Annotated in this window: 17 protein-coding genes, 1 tRNA gene and 1 pseudogene; 6 read left to right on the top strand and 13 right to left on the bottom strand. The window is 71.7% G+C overall.

Translation table 11 applies throughout. The features are described from left to right. Positions 1-36: 36 nt before the first annotated feature. Positions 37-1,302, bottom strand: coding sequence for a serine hydroxymethyltransferase (locus FF100_RS25465; RefSeq protein ID WP_139038573.1), 1,266 nt, complete (start codon positions 1,300-1,302; stop codon positions 37-39). A gap of 136 nt (positions 1,303-1,438) precedes the next feature. Here FF100_RS25465 and FF100_RS25460 point away from each other — a divergent pair, with 136 nt between their 5' ends. After that, positions 1,439-2,374: a LysR substrate-binding domain-containing protein gene (locus tag FF100_RS25460; RefSeq protein ID WP_139038572.1), complete on the top strand. Its 936-nt coding sequence runs from the start codon at positions 1,439-1,441 to the stop codon at positions 2,372-2,374. A 502-nt stretch (positions 2,375-2,876) separates the two neighbouring features. On the opposite strand, the gene FF100_RS25450 is transcribed toward FF100_RS25460, so the two are convergent. The 9 genes from FF100_RS25450 to FF100_RS25410 form a co-directional block, all read right to left on the bottom strand. Beyond that, positions 2,877-4,367, bottom strand: coding sequence for a PAS domain-containing protein (locus FF100_RS25450; protein WP_139038571.1), 1,491 nt, complete (start codon positions 4,365-4,367; stop codon positions 2,877-2,879). 162 nt (positions 4,368-4,529) lie between these two features. After that, positions 4,530-5,276, bottom strand: coding sequence for a nucleotidyltransferase domain-containing protein (locus FF100_RS25445; RefSeq protein WP_139038570.1), 747 nt, complete (start codon positions 5,274-5,276; stop codon positions 4,530-4,532). Positions 5,277-5,324: 48 nt separating this feature from the next. After that, the gene (locus FF100_RS25440; protein ID WP_139038569.1) at positions 5,325-5,852 is read right to left on the bottom strand and encodes a 2'-5' RNA ligase family protein; all 528 of its coding nucleotides are present in this window, start codon (positions 5,850-5,852) and stop codon (positions 5,325-5,327) included. 40 nt (positions 5,853-5,892) lie between these two features. Beyond that, entirely contained in the window at positions 5,893-6,237 is a 345-nt protein-coding gene (locus FF100_RS25435) for a DUF3088 domain-containing protein (RefSeq protein WP_246102356.1), read from the bottom strand. A 144-nt stretch (positions 6,238-6,381) separates the two neighbouring features. Then, positions 6,382-6,960, bottom strand: coding sequence for a cytochrome b (locus FF100_RS25430; protein ID WP_139038567.1), 579 nt, complete (start codon positions 6,958-6,960; stop codon positions 6,382-6,384). Positions 6,961-7,082: 122 nt separating this feature from the next. Then, on the bottom strand, positions 7,083-7,844 hold the full coding sequence (locus FF100_RS25425; RefSeq protein ID WP_246102355.1) for a TetR/AcrR family transcriptional regulator: 762 nt from the start codon (positions 7,842-7,844) through the stop codon (positions 7,083-7,085). Between the two features lie 115 nt (positions 7,845-7,959). After that, complete coding sequence (gene proC, locus FF100_RS25420; RefSeq protein ID WP_281287319.1) at positions 7,960-8,793, bottom strand: pyrroline-5-carboxylate reductase; 834 nt, start codon at positions 8,791-8,793, stop codon at positions 7,960-7,962. Then, positions 8,790-9,293 carry a type III secretion system chaperone family protein gene (locus FF100_RS25415; RefSeq protein WP_139038566.1) on the bottom strand — a complete coding sequence of 168 codons (504 nt, stop codon included), beginning with the start codon at positions 9,291-9,293 and terminating at the stop codon, positions 8,790-8,792. Before FF100_RS25415 ends, proC begins: the two co-directional genes overlap by 4 nt. A gap of 332 nt (positions 9,294-9,625) precedes the next feature. Then, entirely contained in the window at positions 9,626-9,925 is a 300-nt protein-coding gene (locus tag FF100_RS25410) for an accessory factor UbiK family protein (protein WP_139038565.1), read from the bottom strand. Between the two features lie 241 nt (positions 9,926-10,166). Here FF100_RS25410 and FF100_RS25405 point away from each other — a divergent pair, with 241 nt between their 5' ends. Together FF100_RS25405 and FF100_RS25400 are read left to right on the top strand one after the other, a co-directional pair. Further along, positions 10,167-10,883, top strand: coding sequence for a response regulator (locus FF100_RS25405; protein ID WP_139038564.1), 717 nt, complete (start codon positions 10,167-10,169; stop codon positions 10,881-10,883). After that, on the top strand, positions 10,880-12,268 hold the full coding sequence (locus FF100_RS25400; RefSeq protein ID WP_139038563.1) for an ATP-binding protein: 1,389 nt from the start codon (positions 10,880-10,882) through the stop codon (positions 12,266-12,268). The genes FF100_RS25405 and FF100_RS25400 overlap by 4 nt, the downstream gene beginning before the upstream one ends. A 15-nt stretch (positions 12,269-12,283) precedes the next feature. On the opposite strand, the gene ruvA is transcribed toward FF100_RS25400, so the two are convergent. Together ruvA and FF100_RS25390 are read right to left on the bottom strand one after the other, a co-directional pair. Next, positions 12,284-12,910 (bottom strand): Holliday junction branch migration protein RuvA, encoded by a 627-nt coding sequence (gene ruvA / locus FF100_RS25395; protein WP_139038562.1) that lies wholly within the window; start codon positions 12,908-12,910, stop codon positions 12,284-12,286. A gap of 126 nt (positions 12,911-13,036) precedes the next feature. Further along, a complete protein-coding gene (locus FF100_RS25390) occupies positions 13,037-13,642 on the bottom strand; it encodes a PAS domain-containing protein (protein WP_139038561.1) in 606 nt (201 codons plus the stop codon). Positions 13,643-14,495: 853 nt separating this feature from the next. On the opposite strand from FF100_RS25390, the gene FF100_RS25385 reads away from it, so the two are divergent. The 3 genes from FF100_RS25385 (at position 14,496) to FF100_RS25375 (ending at position 15,705) form a co-directional block, all read left to right on the top strand. Further along, positions 14,496-14,777, top strand: coding sequence for a hypothetical protein (locus FF100_RS25385; protein ID WP_139038560.1), 282 nt, complete (start codon positions 14,496-14,498; stop codon positions 14,775-14,777). A gap of 517 nt (positions 14,778-15,294) precedes the next feature. Beyond that, positions 15,295-15,371 (top strand) — tRNA-Pro (locus FF100_RS25380). Positions 15,372-15,396: 25 nt separating this feature from the next. Further along, positions 15,397-15,705: an ETC complex I subunit gene (locus FF100_RS25375; RefSeq protein ID WP_139038559.1), complete on the top strand. Its 309-nt coding sequence runs from the start codon at positions 15,397-15,399 to the stop codon at positions 15,703-15,705. Between the two features lie 33 nt (positions 15,706-15,738). Here the strand turns inward: FF100_RS25375 and FF100_RS25370 are convergent. Continuing rightward, positions 15,739-15,946, bottom strand: a pseudogene (locus tag FF100_RS25370) (IS5-like element ISMpo5 family transposase); the annotation flags it as partial.

Below are 15,946 nucleotides of genomic sequence, written 5' to 3'. Positions count from 1 at the left end.
GGGGGAGGGGGAAACCCAAGCCCCACGCTCCACGCCTCACCCGCCATAGATCGGGAACCGCCGGCACAGCGCCAGCACCTCCTCGCGCACCCCCGCCAGCCCGGCCTGATCGTGCGGCGCCGCGACCACCCGGCCGATCCAGTGACCGATCTGCCGAAACTCCTCGACCCCGAAGCCCCGGGCCGTGCCGGCATTCGAGGACAGGCGCAGGCCCGAGGGCGCCTCGGGCGGGCGGGCGTCGAAGGGGATCTGGTTCTTGTTGACCGCGAGCCCCGCCGCCTCCAGGGCCTTGGCCGCCACGTCTCCCGTGACGCCCTGTGGCGAGAGATCGACCAGCATCAGCCCGCAATCGGTGCCGCCGGCGACGAGGCGCATCCCGGCCTCGGCGACGCTCCCGGCGAGCGCCCGGGCATTGTCGAGCACCGCCCGGTTGTAGGCCGCGAATTCCGGCCGCAGCGCCTCGCCGAAGCAGGCGGCCTTGGCGGCGACCGCGTGCATCATCACCGAGCCCTGCACGCCCGGGAAGATGCCGTACTGGATCCGGTCCGACAGAGCGGGGTCGTTCCACAAAACCAGCCCGCCGCGGGCGCCGCGCAGGGACTTGTAGGTGGTCGTGGTGACCACGTGGGCATGCGGGAACGGGTGCGGGTAGAGCCCGGTGGCGACGAGGCCGGCGACATGCGCCATGTCGACCATCAGCAGCGCCCCGACCTCGTCGGCGATGGCCCGCAGCCCTGCGAAATCGAGGGCGCGGGCATAGGCCGAGCCGCCGGCGACGATCATCCGGGGGCGGTGCTCGCGGGCTGCCTGCGCGACCGCGTCGAGCTCGACCCGCTCGCTGTCCCGCGCGACGCCGTAACGGACGATCCGGTAGTCGCGCCCGGTCAGGGTCGCCGGATGGCCGTGGCTGATATGGCCGCCGGCCTCGACGCCCATCGACAGGATCGTGTCGCCGAGCTTCAGGAGCCCGAGGAACACGCCCGCATTGGCGTTCGAGCCCGAATGCGGCTGCACGTTGGCGAAGCGGCAGCCGAACAGCCGCGTCGCCCGGGTCACCGCCAGCGCCTCGATGGCGTCGGCATGCTCGGCGCCGCCGTAATAGCGGGCGTAAGGCAGCCCCTCGACGGTCTTGTTGGTGAGGACCGAGCCCTGCGCCTCCAGCACCAGCCGCGAGACGATGTTCTCCGAGGCGATCAGCTCGATCCCGTCCTGCTGGCGGGCGAGTTCGCCGCGGATCGAGGCGGCGAGCTCGGGATCGGCGTCGAGGCCCTGGTCGAAGTAACCGTCGTGGAGGAGGCGCATCTCAAAGGCCCGTCGCGTCTGGCAGGAGGGGGTCTGGCACGGCCGGAATTCTCAGGCTTGCCCCAGCGGTCCGCAAACGGGATAACCTGGGGGTCAGGCTAAGATTTTCTTGGCCTTCGTCACGCGAGGTCTCGCGATGGAACCGGCCGGCCGGCCCTCGCCTCCCTCCCTCACGGCTCTCCGCGCGTTCGAGGCGGCGGCGCGCCATGGCGGCTACGTCGCGGCGGCGCGGGAGCTGAACGTCACCCCGGCGGCGATCGGGACCCAGGTGAAGGGGTTGGAGGCTTGGCTCGGCCGGCCGCTCTTCCACCGCCTGCCGAATGGCCTCGTGCTGACCCCGGAGGGGAGGGCGGTCCTGCCCGCCCTCAGCGCGGCCTTCGATGCGCTCAACGGGGCGGTGCGGACGATGCGCGCGGTCGGCCGGCCGCGGGAGCTGACGCTGGCAGCCCTGCCCTGCATCGCCCAGCTCTGGCTCGCGCCCCGGCTTCCCGGGCTCCAGGCCGCCTTCGATCTCGATCTGGCGATCCTCACCCGCGACGAGCAGCCGGACTATGCCCGCGAGCTCGTCGATCTCGGGCTGTATTTCGGCGCGGCGGCGCCCGCCGGCTGCACCGCCGTGGTGCTCGCCCGGGACGATCTGTTTCCGGTCTGCGCGCCCGTCCTGGCGGCACGGCTGCGCCGGCCGGCTGACCTGGGCGGGGCGACGCTGCTGCACGATTCGGTCTGGCGCGAGGACTGGCCGCGCTGGCTTCACGCCCACGGCCCCGGGGCTCTGCGCCCGGCCCGGGAGGCGACGTTCTCGCTCTACGGCATCGCCCTCGACGCCGCGATCGCCGGCAGCGGGGTCCTGATCGGCCACAGCGCCCTGGTGGGAAAGCTCCTCGCCGAGGGACGCCTCGTCGCGCCGTTCGGCGAGAGGGTGGTGACGGGGCCGCCGCTGCGGCTGATCGTGCCGGAGGGCGGGGACGGGCGGCTGGCGCCGGTGGTGCGGTGGTTGAAGGGGGAAGGGGGCCCGAATTCCGCCGTCCCGCATGATTCTCTCGAACCGGAACCCGTCGCCGCCACCGGGTAGACCGTCCGGGCCGGGCCCGTGCGGGTCCGGATGCCGCGCGCCGAGAAACGCGACGATCCTGGGGCCGCTCTTGTCGACGGGGACATGGATGTTGCGCGTCTCGGAATACGGCGGGTGCGTCCTCCCGTCGAGCGTCTCCGGGTCCATCCGCCCGACCGCGAGCCACGCTGCGTGTCCCGGTCCGCGACCGTGCTCCCCGGGCGAGACGGAGAACAGGCCGAGCCGGTGGCGACGGGTGTCCGGATCGATCGTTACGACGGCGCCGCCGATCTGTCGTCCGCGGCGGACGATGCGCAGCGTCACGGCACCCCGTGCGGCGATCGCGGCGTCGAGACCGTCGTCCGAGGAAGCGGGCCGTTCGGCAGCGATCCGGACGCCGCGATGACGGTCTCCCCGAAAGCGTCCTGCAACTCTTGCTCTTCAACGCCGCGAGATCGCCGGCATGAGCCGGCGCCGCCAGGGCGCGCGCTCCAAGACCGGGAGCGGGGGGCGTGGGCGCGGCTCACGCCATCGGGGAGGAGCTCTGGCTTCCCGCCACCTCCGGCAGCGGTGCCTCCACCGTCGCCACCACGCCGCGCGTCCGGTACTCGATCTCCGCGGCGCCGCCGAGCTCGGCAGCGAGCACCCGCTCGATCATCCGCGAGCCGAAGCCGCGGCGGTCCGGCGCCACGACCGGCGGACCGCCGATCTCCTCCCAGCGCAGCCACAGGCGGCCCGGGCTCGACCCGTCGACGATGTCCCAGTTGAGGATCACCCGGCCCTGCGCGTTCGAGAGCGCCCCGTACTTGACCGCGTTCGTCGCCAGCTCGTGCAAGGCCATCACGAAGGCGAGCGCCAGCCGCGGCGGAAGGCGGACCGGCGGTCCCCCGGTCTTGAACCGCAGGCCGGTGCCGGTGCGGAACGGGCGCAGGGCCTCCTCGACGATCTCCGCCAGGGTCGCACCCTCCCAGCTCTCGCGGGTGAGCACGTCGTGGGCGGCCGACAAGGATTGCAGGCGCGCATTGAAGGCCTTCTGCGCCTCGGGCAGCGAGGTCGCGTGGGCCAGCGTCTGGTTGGCGATCGACTGGACGGTCGCCAGGGAGTTCTTCACCCGGTGGTTCAGCTCCTCGGCGAGCAGCATCCGGTGCTCCTCGCCGCGCTTGCGCTCGGTGACGTCGAGGGTGACGCCGGCCATGCTCAGGGGCGCGCCGTCGGCGTCGTAGAACGGCTGGCCGCGGATCTGCAGCCAGCGCACCTCGCCCGTGGGGGTGCGGATGCGGTACTCGATGTCGTAGTCGCTCCTGTCCTCGATCGAGGCGCGGATCGCCGCCTGCATCCGGTCGCGGTCCTCCGGCAGGACGGCGGCGACGAGATCGTCGAAGGAGAACGGGTCGCCCGGCTCGCGGCCGAGCGTGCGCTTGCAGCTGTCGGAGGCGACCAGCCGCATGCCGTCGAGGTCGAGGGTCCAGGAGCCGAGGCGGGCGGCCTTCAGGATGAAATGCAGGCGCTCCTCGCTGCGGCGCAGGGCGGCGGAGCGCCGCTCGATCTCGCGCTCGAGGGCGTCGCGGTCGCGCTGCAGGCGCACCAGCCGGTCGCGTTCGAGGGTGACGTCGAACTGCGAGGCGAAGAAATAGCTGAGCTGCCCCTCGCCATCGAAGACTGGCGAGACGAGCAGGCGGTTCCAGAACACCTCGCCGTTCTTCTTGTGGTTCAGGAGATCGATCTCGATCGAGACCCGGCGCTCGATCGCGTCGCGGATCTTGGCGACGTCGGCCTGGTCCGTCTCGGGCCCTTGCAGGAAGCGGCAATTATGGCCGAGGATCTCGTTGCGGGCGTAGCCGGTGAGCTTCGAGAAGGCGTCGTTGACGAAGACGATCGGGTTGTCGGCCTGGTGCGGATCGGTGATCAGCATCGGCATCCGCGTCGCCCGCACGGCCGAGGCGAACGGGTCCGGGCTGGCATTGGTCTGGGCCAGCTCGGCGAGGATGCGGCTGTCTTGACGACGATCGGTCACGCGTCCGGTTCCCCTGCGCCAGATCGAGGAATATCAGTCAGGTGAGTAACCGTTACATGCCGGCTTTACGGGCCGCGTCAACGGCCCGGGTTCGCCTGGAACTCCCGGTGGCGGGAGAAGCGACGATTGGGCGCGATCGTTCCAATGGCGCGTGATAAGATTTCACGGCAGGCGCCACGTCGCGGGCGCCGTACGACGGAACCCGTCACGCAGCGGGCCGCCATGCGGCGCCAGCACGGCGTGGACCAGCGCCCGCACGGCCTCCGTCTCGCCGGTCGAGAAGAAGTGGCCGAACGCGGTCTCGAACCGCCGCGCGAGAGCTGGGTCCAGCGCCGCCAGCGCCCGCGGCACCGCCTTGCCCGATGCGCTCCAATGCCCGGCCGCCCGTAGCGCAAAATCCGCCAGGGCGATGTAGAGCGTAGCCCCGACCGCGAGGCGGACGCCTCCGCCGCGGCGATCCGGCAGGGCCGCCGCTAGATCGGTGAGCGTGTAGCGCGCGAGGCGCAAAGCCTCGGCATCGAGCGGGGTCGGCCCGAGCCGCAGGGTCTCGCCGGCGATCCGGCGCGCCGCGTCGAGCAGGGCGGAGGGGTCGGAGGAGATGGGTACGCCCTCGGCGACCAGGTTGGGCAGGACCGGCTTGCCGGAGGGACGATCCACCTCGCGACAGAAATAGGCCAGGGTCGCCAGGTCGTGCGAGAAGACCTCGATGATGCCGCCCTCGAAACGCACCGTCTCCCGCCACGCCCCGTCCGGCAGGGCGCGATACAGGAGGACGATGTCGTAGTCGGAATGGGCGACACCTTCGCCGCGGGCACGGGAGCCGGCGAGCAAGGCCGTATCGGCCGCTGGATGGTACGTCGCGACGAAGCGCCTGATGACGGCGAGGGAGCGTTCGAGATCGTCGGCCATCGGTCGCGATTCTCCCGACTGGCTACAGCGACGATCCGCCCGGGACGCTCACGGCAGCCTGCGCAGGGCGAGCGGCATCAGGGACGGGAAGGCGATGCAGTCCAGCGCATCGAAGATCACCTCGAACGCCGCCCGGGGCGCGTGAGCGAAAGCCAGGGCGTCGTCGCGGCACTCATGCCGCACCTGCGTGGCGAGGGAGCAATGGGGTATCCAGGCTCCTGGCCGGTAATGCGGCCGGCAGCCAGCGGGGTCGATGACGGCATGGATCGCCGCGTGGGCGGCGTAGAGCATCGGATCCGGTCGCGGCGCTGCCCAGAGCACGAGCGGAGGCCCCTCGAACGTGCGGATGGCGTCGAAGGTCAGCCGCAACGCGGGCAAGTCCCGGCAGGCGTGGTCGAGTGCGTCCCGCGCTTCGTCCTCCCGCACCCCGTCGTCGTAGATCGCCAGGGTGATGTGGGGCGGGTAGCCGAGGCGGGCCATCGAGGGCCGCTCCTCGAACGGCGCGGCGTCGCGCCAGAGGGCCCGCACGGTCCCGGCGCTCGGATGGTCGCTCCGGAGGGAAATGGCGAATCCCACGCGTCCGATTCCCCGCCTGTCGTCCCACCCCGCTGCGGCTTCAGGGATGCGCCTCGGGAAACCCGTGGCGCCGGTGCAGGGCCCGCAGGATCGCGTCCTTGTCGTCGATGAAGCGCACCTCGCCGTGGCGGCCGGTGGCGAGGTCGTCCGGCGCGTCGGGGGCCAGCACCAGGAGCGGCAGCGACTGGTTCGCTGCGCCGACGCGCGCGACCAGCGCCTGCCGCGGGCGCGGCCACGGCAGGCGGCTCACGTCGAGCCGCGCGGCCAGGGCGGGAAAACCCGCGAGCACCCCTTCCATCAGGGCGCAGTGCCAGCAGTAGAAGCGCCGGTCCGGATAGGCCGGATCGGTGAAATCCGGCGCCAGCAGGTAGAGATGGTCGCGCACGGCCTCGCCCTCACAGATCCGCGTCTCATACCCTCGCGCCTTGGCATCGGCACGGCGATGCCGAGGCGTCCGGCGCATCAACGCCGGCGCCCGTCCGGGCTTAGCCAGCGCCGTCGAACGGATCCGTTCGACGGCGCGGCGGCATCAGACATCCTGGCGCGGCAGCATCCGGTCGAGGACGGCGTCGCGGCGCGCGATCAGGTGCCAGGCGGTGGCGAGCACGTGCAGCGCCACCAGGGCGTAGACCGCGTACTGGCCGGCGAGGTGGATCTGGTCGGCGAGATCCTGAACCGCCTTGTTCTTCTCCATGAAGGGCGGGATCGGGAACAGGAAGAAGTATTGCGTGGTGTTGCCGGCGGCGGCCGACATCACGAAGCCGCTGACCGGCATCAGCAGGAAGACCAGGTAGAGCAGCCAGTGGTTGATGCGGCCGAGCAGGGCGAGACCCCGCGGCACGTAGACCTCGGGCGGGGCCGGATGCCAGGCCCGCCACAGGATGCGCAGGGCGACGATGGCGAAGATCGTGATGCCGACCGACTTGTGCAGCTGGAAATAGAAGCCCTTGGCTGGGCTCGCCGGCAGGCTGACCGCGACCCAGGCGAGCGGCAGCACTGCCAGCACGAAGACGGCGGTGATCCAGTGCAGTGCCTGCGCGACGGCATTGTAGCGCGGCTGCTCGACGCGGGCGATCGTCGCCGGGGCGCGGGTGGACAGGTCGAGCATCCGGGATCGTCCTCAAGCGGGGGCGCCGTCACGGTGCGTGCGGCGATTTCCCGCGCAGGCTAGACCGCGCGCGACGCACGGTCACCCTGGAATCGCTCGAAACCCGGGGACGAGACGCGGCGTCAGATCGCCGCCGCCGGGTCGCCCCCAAGAGGATTGCCGTCATCCTCGTTGCGCGTGTCGTCGCGCCGGCGCCGGCGCCGGCCGCGCTCGGTCAGCGACTGGGCCAGCGCCCGGAACGGCGCGGTCAGCCGGCGCACGTCGTCGGCCCGCTCCATGAAGCGCTCGCCGTTGCGGATCTCGCGGTCGAGGGCCGCCATGGTGCGGGCGAGCGACGGGTCGTCGTCGTCCAGCCACACCTCCATGGTGCGGGCGAAGGCGATGACCACGCCCTGGAGCTTGACCCGGCCGAGCGGCCCCTCGGTGCTGATGCCGGCCGAGGCCAGCATGAAGCGCTGCGAGTTGAGCGCCACCTGATTGAGGGCGGCGAGCGACAGCGGATCGCCGCGCAGCGCGACGGCGATGCGGCGCAGGGCCGGCTTGTAGGGGTCCATCGCGTCGAGGCGGCGCATCAGCACGTCGAACAGCCGCTCGCGGGTCGGCTCGTCGTCGAGGTCGTCGCTGGCGCCGTCCAGGACCTGCTTGTCGATCATGCGGGCGAAGCCGCCGAGCACCGCGCCCTTCGACGGGTAGGAATCGCGGAACTCGGCCAGGCTCACCCCGGCCTCGCGGGCGATGTCGCCGATCTCGATGTCGTTCCAGGGCTGCTCGGCAGCGAGCCGCATCAGCGCCTCGACGATCGCCTCCCGCGGCGGCAGGCGGGTGGCACCCGGCGGATCGCCGGCGCCATCGTGCTCGCCGGTCGTCTTGGGATTGCGGGCCATGAGGGCACTCCGATAGGGGCATCGGCGAGCGGGTGGGCCCGCCGCCTTCATCCCCTATCTAGGTCGCGCGCGATCCGCCGGGCAGGGGCCCGCGGCGACGCGCCCGGCCGGCCGATCAGCCCGCCAGTTCCCCGGCCCGGCGCTTCGCGGCCGCGACCGCGTCCCGCATCAGCGGCGCGAGGCCGTCCTCGGCCATCAGCACCCCGAGCGCCGCCGCGGTCGTGCCGCCCGGCGAGGTCACGTTCTGGCGCAGGGTGCCGGCCTCCGCGGGGCTCTGCCCGAGGAGTTCGCCGGCTCCGGCCACGGTCTGGCGTGCGAGGCGCGCCGCCACCTCGGGGGGGAGCCCGGCGGCGATGCCCGCCGCCGCCAGGGTCTCGGCGAGCAGGAAGACGTAGGCCGGTCCCGAGCCCGACACCGCCGTCACGGCGTCGATCAGGTCCTCGCTCTCCAGCCACTCGACGAGGCCGTTGCTGGAGAGCAGCGCGTGCGCCGTGCGGCGCTGATCCTCTCTCGTCTCCGGCGAGGCGGCGGCCCCGGTGGCGCCGCGGCGGATGCTCGCCGGCAGGTTCGGCATCGCCCGCACCACGGCGCGGGCCCGGGGCAGGCGGTCCTTCAGGTTCGCGATGGTCTTGCCGGCGAGCACCGAGACCACGACGGTGTCGGGCCCGACGATCGGCGCGAGGCCCGCGGCGGCCGCCTCCAGCCCTTGCGGCTTGATCGCCAGCACCAGGGCCTCGGGCTCGGCCGGGTCGGCCGGGTTGAGGCGGATGCCGTGGGCGGCGCACAGCTCGACCATGGCCGGCGCGGGGTTGGGGTCGATCACGGTGACGCGCGCGCCCGGCAGCCCGTCGGCGAGCCAGCCCTCGAGCATCGCCCCGCCCATCTTGCCGGCGCCGACCAGGACCAGCGAGGCCGGCAAGGAGGCCGAGAGCGGCGTCCGGTCGCTCACGCCTCGCCCTCGGTCTCGAACAGCACGGCGTCGAGGGCCTCGCGGGCCGACTTGCCGGCCCAGATCACGAACTGGAACGCCTGGAAGTAGCGCTCGCAGGCCTCGACCGCGGTCTTCAGCATGGTCTCGCACTGGCCGTGGGTCGGCTCGGCGCCGCCGGTGAGCAGCAGCGCGTGGCGGAACATCACCACGTGCTCGCTGTTCCAGAGGTCGAAATGGCCGACCCAGAGCTGCTCGTTGACGAGCGAGACGAGCCGCAGCACCTCGTTGCGGCGGCGCTCCGGCACCTTCAGGTCGAAGGCGGAGGCGACGTGCAGGGCCTCCACGTCCTCGATCCACGTGAAGGCGACGTGATATTCGGCCCAGCGGCCGGCCACCGCGACCGACATCTCGTCGGTCTCGGCGCGATCGAAGATCCAGTCCCGGAGGGAGGCGAGGCGCTCGACGACATCGAGCGGGTGCTCGGCGCGGGTCAGGTCGTCGATGTTGAGCTGGGTCATGGCGATCCAAGTTTGGCTCGTCCGAGCGGGAAACTGCTGCGTCAGCGGACGCGGCGGCGTGTCGTCTTCAAGGCAGATCGCGACCCGAGCACGGTGAGGGCGTGCAGGCGATAAGCTAAAGCGTCGACTTGTTGTCCCCCTGAGCGGCGGCGAATCAGTGCGTGACCCACTATAGCCCGGGCGAGTCCAGGGACTCAAAGCGGAAAGCCGCGGGGCCGGCGGCGTGCCGCCGGCTATCCACCGAAGCTTGCTGTGCACGGGCGCGGCTATCCACAGGCGCCGCGATCGACGGACGCGCGGGGTCCGTCGACCCGTCCGCGCCGTGCGGGGCGTCAGGCGGTCGCGGTGCCGCCGGGGAGCGGTCCCTTGGCCTTGGCGGCGGGCTCGGCCGCCGCCGGCTTGGCTTCGAGCGCGGCGATGCGGGCCGTCAGGGCGTCGTTCTGGGCGCGCAGGGACGCGACGAGATCGCGCAGCACCTCGACCTCCTCGCGGGTGGCGACGTCCATGTCGCGCAGCATGCGCTCGATCTGCGCCTTGACCATGGTCTCGGCCTCGCGGCGCACGCCCTGGGCCGCGCCGGCGGCGTCGGTCATCAGGCGGGCGAAGTCGTCGAACAAGCGGTTCTGCTGCATGGGAAGATCCTTCGGGGCTGATGTCCTGGCGCCGGTCCTAGTGCATTTCCCAGGCGAATGGGCCCCATCGCGGCTTCGCATCGCCGGAAAATGCGGCACCATCGTGAGGATGCACCACGGGTGGCACGCCCCCGCCGCATCTCGGCAGAGTTGCGCGACCGTGTCGCGGAGCGCGCCAGCAACACACGGATGCACTTTGATGGCTTCAAGCAAAACCCGGTCTGCGGCATAAGGCGAACCCGTGAGCACGACACCGCACATCCTGATCGTCGAGGACGATCGCGAGATCAGCACGCTGGTCGCCCGCTATCTCCGTGGCAACGATTGCCGGGTCTCGATCGCCGGCGACGGCCGCGAGATGGACCGGATCCTGGCCGATTCCCGGGTCGACCTGCTGGTGCTCGACCTGATGCTTCCGGGCGAGGACGGGCTGTCGATCTGCCGGCGCCTGCGCGCCGCCTCCGGCATGCCGATCCTGATGCTGACCGCGAAGAGCGAGGAGATCGACCGGATCGTCGGGCTCGAGATCGGGGCCGACGACTATCTCGCCAAGCCCTTCAACCCACGCGAGCTGCTCGCCCGCATCCGGGCGATCCTGCGGCGCGGCGCGGCCGCGCAGGGGCGCGACGACGAGGGCGTGCGCCGCCACGCCTTCGCGGGCTTCGTCCTCGATGCGGGCTTGCGCCAGCTCCTCAACCCGGAGGGCGCCCAGGTGGCGCTCACCGGCGCCGAGTTCGACCTCCTGCACGCGATGTGCCTCCGGCCGGGCCGGGTGCTCTCCCGCGACCAGCTCCTCGACCTGACGCAGGGCCGCGCCCCCGGGCCGTTCGAGCGCAGCATCGACGTGCTGGTGAGCCGCATCCGCCAGAAGATCGAGCGCGACCCGCGCAACCCCGAGATGATCAAGACCATCCGCTCCGGCGGCTACCTGTTCACCCCGGAGGTGGTCTCGACATGACCGGCAAGGGGCCTCTGCCGGGACGCATCGCCGGGCAGCTCGCCCTCCTGGTGGTCGCCGCCATCGTGGTCACCCACGTGGTCGTGACCGTGGCCTTCCTGCTGCTGCGCCCGGAGCTGCGCCGCTCCGACGAGCGCCCGAGCGCGCTCGCCAACCGTCTCGTCACCGTCGTCCACATGGTGGCGGCAGCCCCGGCGGAGGACCGGGCCGACGTGGTGGCGGCGGCGCGCCACAGCGCCTCGGCCCTCCACCTGACCCTGCTGCCCGCCAACGAGCCGAACGCCCCCGCCCCGTCGAGCGCCGACGTGCCGGAGATCACCGGCCTGCGGGCGGCCCTCGGGCCCGGCTACGGCGTCTCGGCGGAGCACCAGCCCGGCGACGCGCTGCACCTGCGCATCGCCGGCCCGGCCGGCCTGCAGCTCGCCGCCGACCTGCCGCCCCTGCCGCTGCCCCACCCGCCGCTCACCTCCGCGGTGCTGATCACCCTGGTCTTCCTCGCGCTCTCGCTGACGCTCCTGTCGATCTGGGCGACGCGGGCGCTCACCGCGCCGCTGGCGCGGCTCGCCGAGGCGGCCGAGGCCTTCGGCACCGCCACCGAGGCGCGGCCGCTGCCGGAGCGCGGCCCCGAGGAGGTGCTGGCGGTGTCCCGCGCGCTCGGCCGGATGCGCGACCGGGTGCTGCGCCTCCTCGACGACCGCACCCACATGCTGGCGGCGATCAGCCACGACCTGCGCACGCCGATCACCCGCCTGCGCCTGCGGGCGGAGTTCCTGGAGGACGAGGTGTTGCGCCGGCAGTTCCTGCGCGATCTCGACCAGATGAACGCCCTCGTCGAGGCGGCCCTGTCCTTCGTGCGCGACGGCCAGTCCCGCGACGGCCAGTCCCGCACGGGCGCGAGCCTGATCGGCCTCGCCTCGGTGGTGCAGACGGTCTGCGACGGCTTCGCCGATATCGGCGAGGCGGTGCGGGCCGAGGAAGTGCGGGACGACGATCTGCGGACGGCCCTGGTGCGCGGCTCGTCGGGCGAGTTGCAGCGGGCGCTCACCAACCTGATCGACAACGCGGTGAAATATGCCGGCGGCGCCACCGTGCGCCTGGTCGAGGCGGGGCCCGGCCGCGTCGCGGTCGAGATCCTGGACGAGGGGCCGGGCATCCCCGAGGCGGAGCGCGCCCGGATGCTCCAGCCCTTCGTGCGCGGCGACAGCGCCCGCACCCTCAACGAGGCCGGCGGCTTCGGCCTCGGCCTGTCGATCGCGAGCGCGATCGCCCAGTCGCATGGCGGCGTGTTCAGCCTGGAGAACCGGGAGCCGCAGGGCTTGCGCGTGCGCCTCGAGCTGCCGCGCGCCGCCGGCGCGGTGCCGCGCCCGGCGGCGCAGGCGGCGTAGAGAGGCGGCGCGCCCTCACCGCGCCAGTTCGCGCAGCCCCAGGCGGATCAGGGTCTTGGCCTCCATCGCGGCCGCGCCCTCGCCGGCGCCCTTGAGCGCCGCGGCCACCGCCGCCGAGGCCTGGACCTGCGGGTAGCCGAGATTGACCAGGGCCGAGATCGCGTCGGCCACCGGCTGGGGCGCGGTGTTGGCCTTGACCGCGCCGGTGAGCTGGATCAGCGCCGGGTCGACCGGCGCGAAGGCCGGGGCCTTGTCCTTCAGCTCGGCCACCAGCCGGGCGGCGAGGCGCGGGCCGACCCCGGGGGCGCGGGCGACCGCGCCCTTGTCGCCGGTGGCGATGGCGGTGGCGAGGTCGCCCGGTTCCATCACCGAGAGCACCCCGAGGGCGACCCGGGTGCCGACGCCCTGCACGGTCTGGAGCAGGCGGAACCACTCGCGCTCCGCATCGGCCCGGAAGCCGTAGAGGCGGATCATGTCCTCGCGCACATGGGTCTCGATCGCCAGCTCCGCCGCCTCGCCGGTGGGGGGAAGGCGCTGCAGCGTGCGGGCCGAGCAATGCACCACGTAGCCGACGCCGTGCACGTCGAGGATCACGAAATCCTCGCCGTAGGAATCCACCACGCCCTTCAGCTTGCCGATCATGCCGTCTTCATCTCTGGCGGACCGCCCGGGCGGACCACCCGGGACCTGCCCTGGTCCCGGCCCTTACCCAGCCCGGCCGCGGCCCACAAGGCGGGCCGATGCGGCGCGTCGCCCCGCCGGCGGCGATCAGCTGAGCCGGCGCAGATAGGCCCGGCGCACGCCCTGGGCGATCTCGCGGCCGATCTCCAGGAGCAGCATGTCGAGGATCCGTATGAGGAACGGCCGGTCCGCCGCCGCGAGGGCCTCGCGGGCGCTGATGCAGGCCTCCGCGGCCTGTTCCAGGGGCGAGTCCGTCCGTGCGTCGACGCAGTGCCCGAAGGCGGTCTCGCTGAGGGCGCTGCCGGTCATGTCGACCAGGATGCCGTGCGCCCCGGTCGGGCGGCCGTCGGCACCGGGCTCGTAGCGGGCGCGCGAGAGCACCCACAGGGTCCGGCCCGCGGCGTCCCGCACCCGGAACTCGGCCACGAACGACCCGCCCAGGGTCGCGCCCTCGAGCATCCGGGCGATCACGGCGTCGCGGTCGTCGGGATGGATGCAGGCCGTGAAGACGCGCAGCGGCGCGCCCTTCGCCAGGCGGTCGAGATCGGCGCCGAACAGGCTGCCGGCGACGTCGTCGGCATACACCCGGTCGTTGGGGATGTCCCAGGACCACGTGCCGACCATGTCGGCCATCGCCGGCAGCGCCGACCGCGCCGCGCCGGCCGCGCGCCTCTCATCGGCGTTCCCGATCATCGCACTCCCCGGCCCCGTCCGCCTCGTCGCGGGGCCTCCGATGGGCGGTCCCCGTCCGGACCTTGTGCGCTGCGCCGGTGCGCCCGGTCAATGCAGTGTTGACGCGGTGGTCGCACCGGCTGCCTTGCGATGAGCCGAAGGTTCGGCGGCCCGCACGGCGTCGACCGATGGTGGTCGGGGACGATTGATCTCCACGGGCAGACCGCTTTCATCGCCACCTTCACCACCACGATCGTTTCGCCGTCGAGGAGAGAACTCCCAAGTATCTGCTGTCGACGTCTGACGCCCGCTCGGATGTCGATAATGGTGAAAAATGAGTGATTCATCTTGTGCGTAATACATTTTGCGTCAATTTTATCGGCAGCCCTGCTGATGAATGAAAGCTTTTTGCTGCCGCTGGGGAGGGCCGGGCCGGTCGAGCGAAAAGTCGCCGCGGCGCAGGTGCGACGTCGCGGCCCCGGCCCCGCGCCCTCGCCTGGTCCGACTGCCGGTATCCCCCAGGCCCGGCTGCCATGGCCTTCGTCATCAACCGGGACGGCCAGCCAATGGCCGCTCCGGGTTCTGTCCCTGTCGGTGCGGCGCTCGGGCGGGGACGGATGGGACGATCGCAACCCGCGACTCATCCGAGCCGGACAGACGCCTGGTGTTGATCGGGATGAGGACGCCGCCGGCGAGACAGTCGAGGCGGCCGGTATCACGAGTGAAAAGTATCATGATGTGGTGCTATCCTCACTTGTGAGGATGGATTTGTAGTGAAATCGCAGCAAAGTTTCACGGCGAGGTGCTGGCATGGGCAATCCTTGGTCGGGCCGGCACGATGTTTTCTGCAATCAGACACGGAAGGCCGTCGGTCATGATCAAGCCGCTTCTCATTGCCGGGCTTGCCGGTGCCGCGATGCTCATGTCGCTCGCTGCGCAGGCGCAGACGCGCGTCGTCCCGCCCAAGACGAATTTGCCGAGTACCGGCAGCGCCTTCGCCATCAAGAACGGCGGCGCCTTCGCCAACCAGGGCGGCATCGCAACGCATGCCGGGCGTCCCGGGGCGAACTTGATCGGGAACGACGGGGGAAGCCTCATGGGCAGGTCAGGCGGTGGGATCCTCTCCCACAACGGAGGTCTCATCAAGCCGCGCTAGGCTCGCGTCCGACGACGTGGGAGCCGGTTCTCGCCGAGACTGCGTCACGATCAAACATTTGGAACCTCGCCCGATCGCATTGCACTCGGGCGCTGCTCCTCATCTTTGGCTTGGCCGCATTGTCTGCGATGATCCGGTCTCGACGTCGTCTCCCCACGTCGTCGGGCAATGCTCTGGAGCCGCGTCCGGCCATGCCGTGACCATGAGGGTCATCCAGAGCGGGGAGCCGCCCAGCCCGGATGCGTCATTCGCGCGAGATCCGGGCCTCTCATGCTGCTTCATGACCTTGTCGGTGCCGACCGTCCCGCGTTCTGCCGCAGGGACAGCCGGTGGACGCGGACAAGGCCGACCAGCCCCGGCACGCACGAACGAAGCATAAACATTCATCGGTGACCATGTCCGGGATCGGTCTCCCGGCACGGGCCCGACGGACACCGTCGGTTCGCGGTCCGCCGGCCGTGGCGTCTTGCGCAAGACCTTGCAAATCGCTAGAGAACCAACGGCCTAGAGCCTGTGTCGGGGCGTAGCGCAGTCTGGTAGCGCATCTGGTTTGGGACCAGAGGGTCGCTGGTTCGAATCCGGCCGCCCCGACCATCCACCCCACGGATCAGAGCCCGCGATGTCGACCGCCCGCATCTTCCGCCCTGCCAAGGACCCGACCCAGTCCGGCCTCGCCCGGACCAAGCAGTGGACGCTGGAGTTCGAGCAGACGAGCCCGCGGGAGACCGAGCCGCTGATGGGCTGGACCTCGTCCTCCGACATGCTGCAGCAGGTGCGGCTCGAATTCGACACCAAGGACGAGGCGATCGCCTACGCGACCCGCGAGGGGATCGCCTACCGGGTCGAGGAGCCGCAGGAGCCCCTGCGCCGCGGCCTCTCCTACTCGGACAACTTCAAGTACAACCGCACCGCACCCTGGACGCATTGATCCGGGCGCGTCCGCGTCTCAGAGCCTGTTTGACTATGAAGAGCTGTATTGGTGCCGCTCATAGGCCTGCATGAGCCTATGGCAATTGGCGATACTGATGCTGTCCTCGGCCGCCGCTGGGCTGTGCTCCCAGTGGCGGGTCAGGCGGCGGTAGCGCGTCGAGAGCGTGCCGAACGTCGCCTCGATCCGCCAGCGCAGCGGCAGCGGCTGGAAGCCCGTGGCCTGCGCCTCACGGGTGGAG

This window comes from Methylobacterium terricola, from assembly GCF_006151805.1.
GTDB classification, from domain to species: domain Bacteria; phylum Pseudomonadota; class Alphaproteobacteria; order Rhizobiales; family Beijerinckiaceae; genus Methylobacterium; species Methylobacterium terricola.
Note: the sequence above shows the minus strand (reverse complement) of the source record. Positions and strands in the feature narration are given on the sequence as shown.

Excerpts from the sequence above, each read along its gene's own strand:
- FF100_RS25465 (WP_139038573.1), bottom strand. The coding sequence starts at position 1,302 with ATGCGCCTCCTCCACGACGGTTACTTCGACCAGGGCCTCGACGCCGAT.
- FF100_RS25460 (WP_139038572.1), top strand. The coding sequence starts at position 1,439 with ATGGAACCGGCCGGCCGGCCCTCGCCTCCCTCCCTCACGGCTCTCCGC.
- FF100_RS25445 (WP_139038570.1), bottom strand. The coding sequence starts at position 5,276 with ATGGCCGACGATCTCGAACGCTCCCTCGCCGTCATCAGGCGCTTCGTC.
- FF100_RS25430 (WP_139038567.1), bottom strand. The coding sequence starts at position 6,960 with ATGCTCGACCTGTCCACCCGCGCCCCGGCGACGATCGCCCGCGTCGAG.
- FF100_RS25425 (WP_246102355.1), bottom strand. The coding sequence starts at position 7,844 with ATGGCCCGCAATCCCAAGACGACCGGCGAGCACGATGGCGCCGGCGAT.
- FF100_RS25415 (WP_139038566.1), bottom strand. The coding sequence starts at position 9,293 with ATGACCCAGCTCAACATCGACGACCTGACCCGCGCCGAGCACCCGCTC.
- FF100_RS25410 (WP_139038565.1), bottom strand. The coding sequence starts at position 9,925 with ATGCAGCAGAACCGCTTGTTCGACGACTTCGCCCGCCTGATGACCGAC.
- FF100_RS25400 (WP_139038563.1), top strand. The coding sequence starts at position 10,880 with ATGACCGGCAAGGGGCCTCTGCCGGGACGCATCGCCGGGCAGCTCGCC.
- ruvA (WP_139038562.1), bottom strand. The coding sequence starts at position 12,910 with ATGATCGGCAAGCTGAAGGGCGTGGTGGATTCCTACGGCGAGGATTTC.
- FF100_RS25390 (WP_139038561.1), bottom strand. The coding sequence starts at position 13,642 with ATGATCGGGAACGCCGATGAGAGGCGCGCGGCCGGCGCGGCGCGGTCG.
- FF100_RS25385 (WP_139038560.1), top strand. The coding sequence starts at position 14,496 with ATGATCAAGCCGCTTCTCATTGCCGGGCTTGCCGGTGCCGCGATGCTC.
- FF100_RS25375 (WP_139038559.1), top strand. The coding sequence starts at position 15,397 with ATGTCGACCGCCCGCATCTTCCGCCCTGCCAAGGACCCGACCCAGTCC.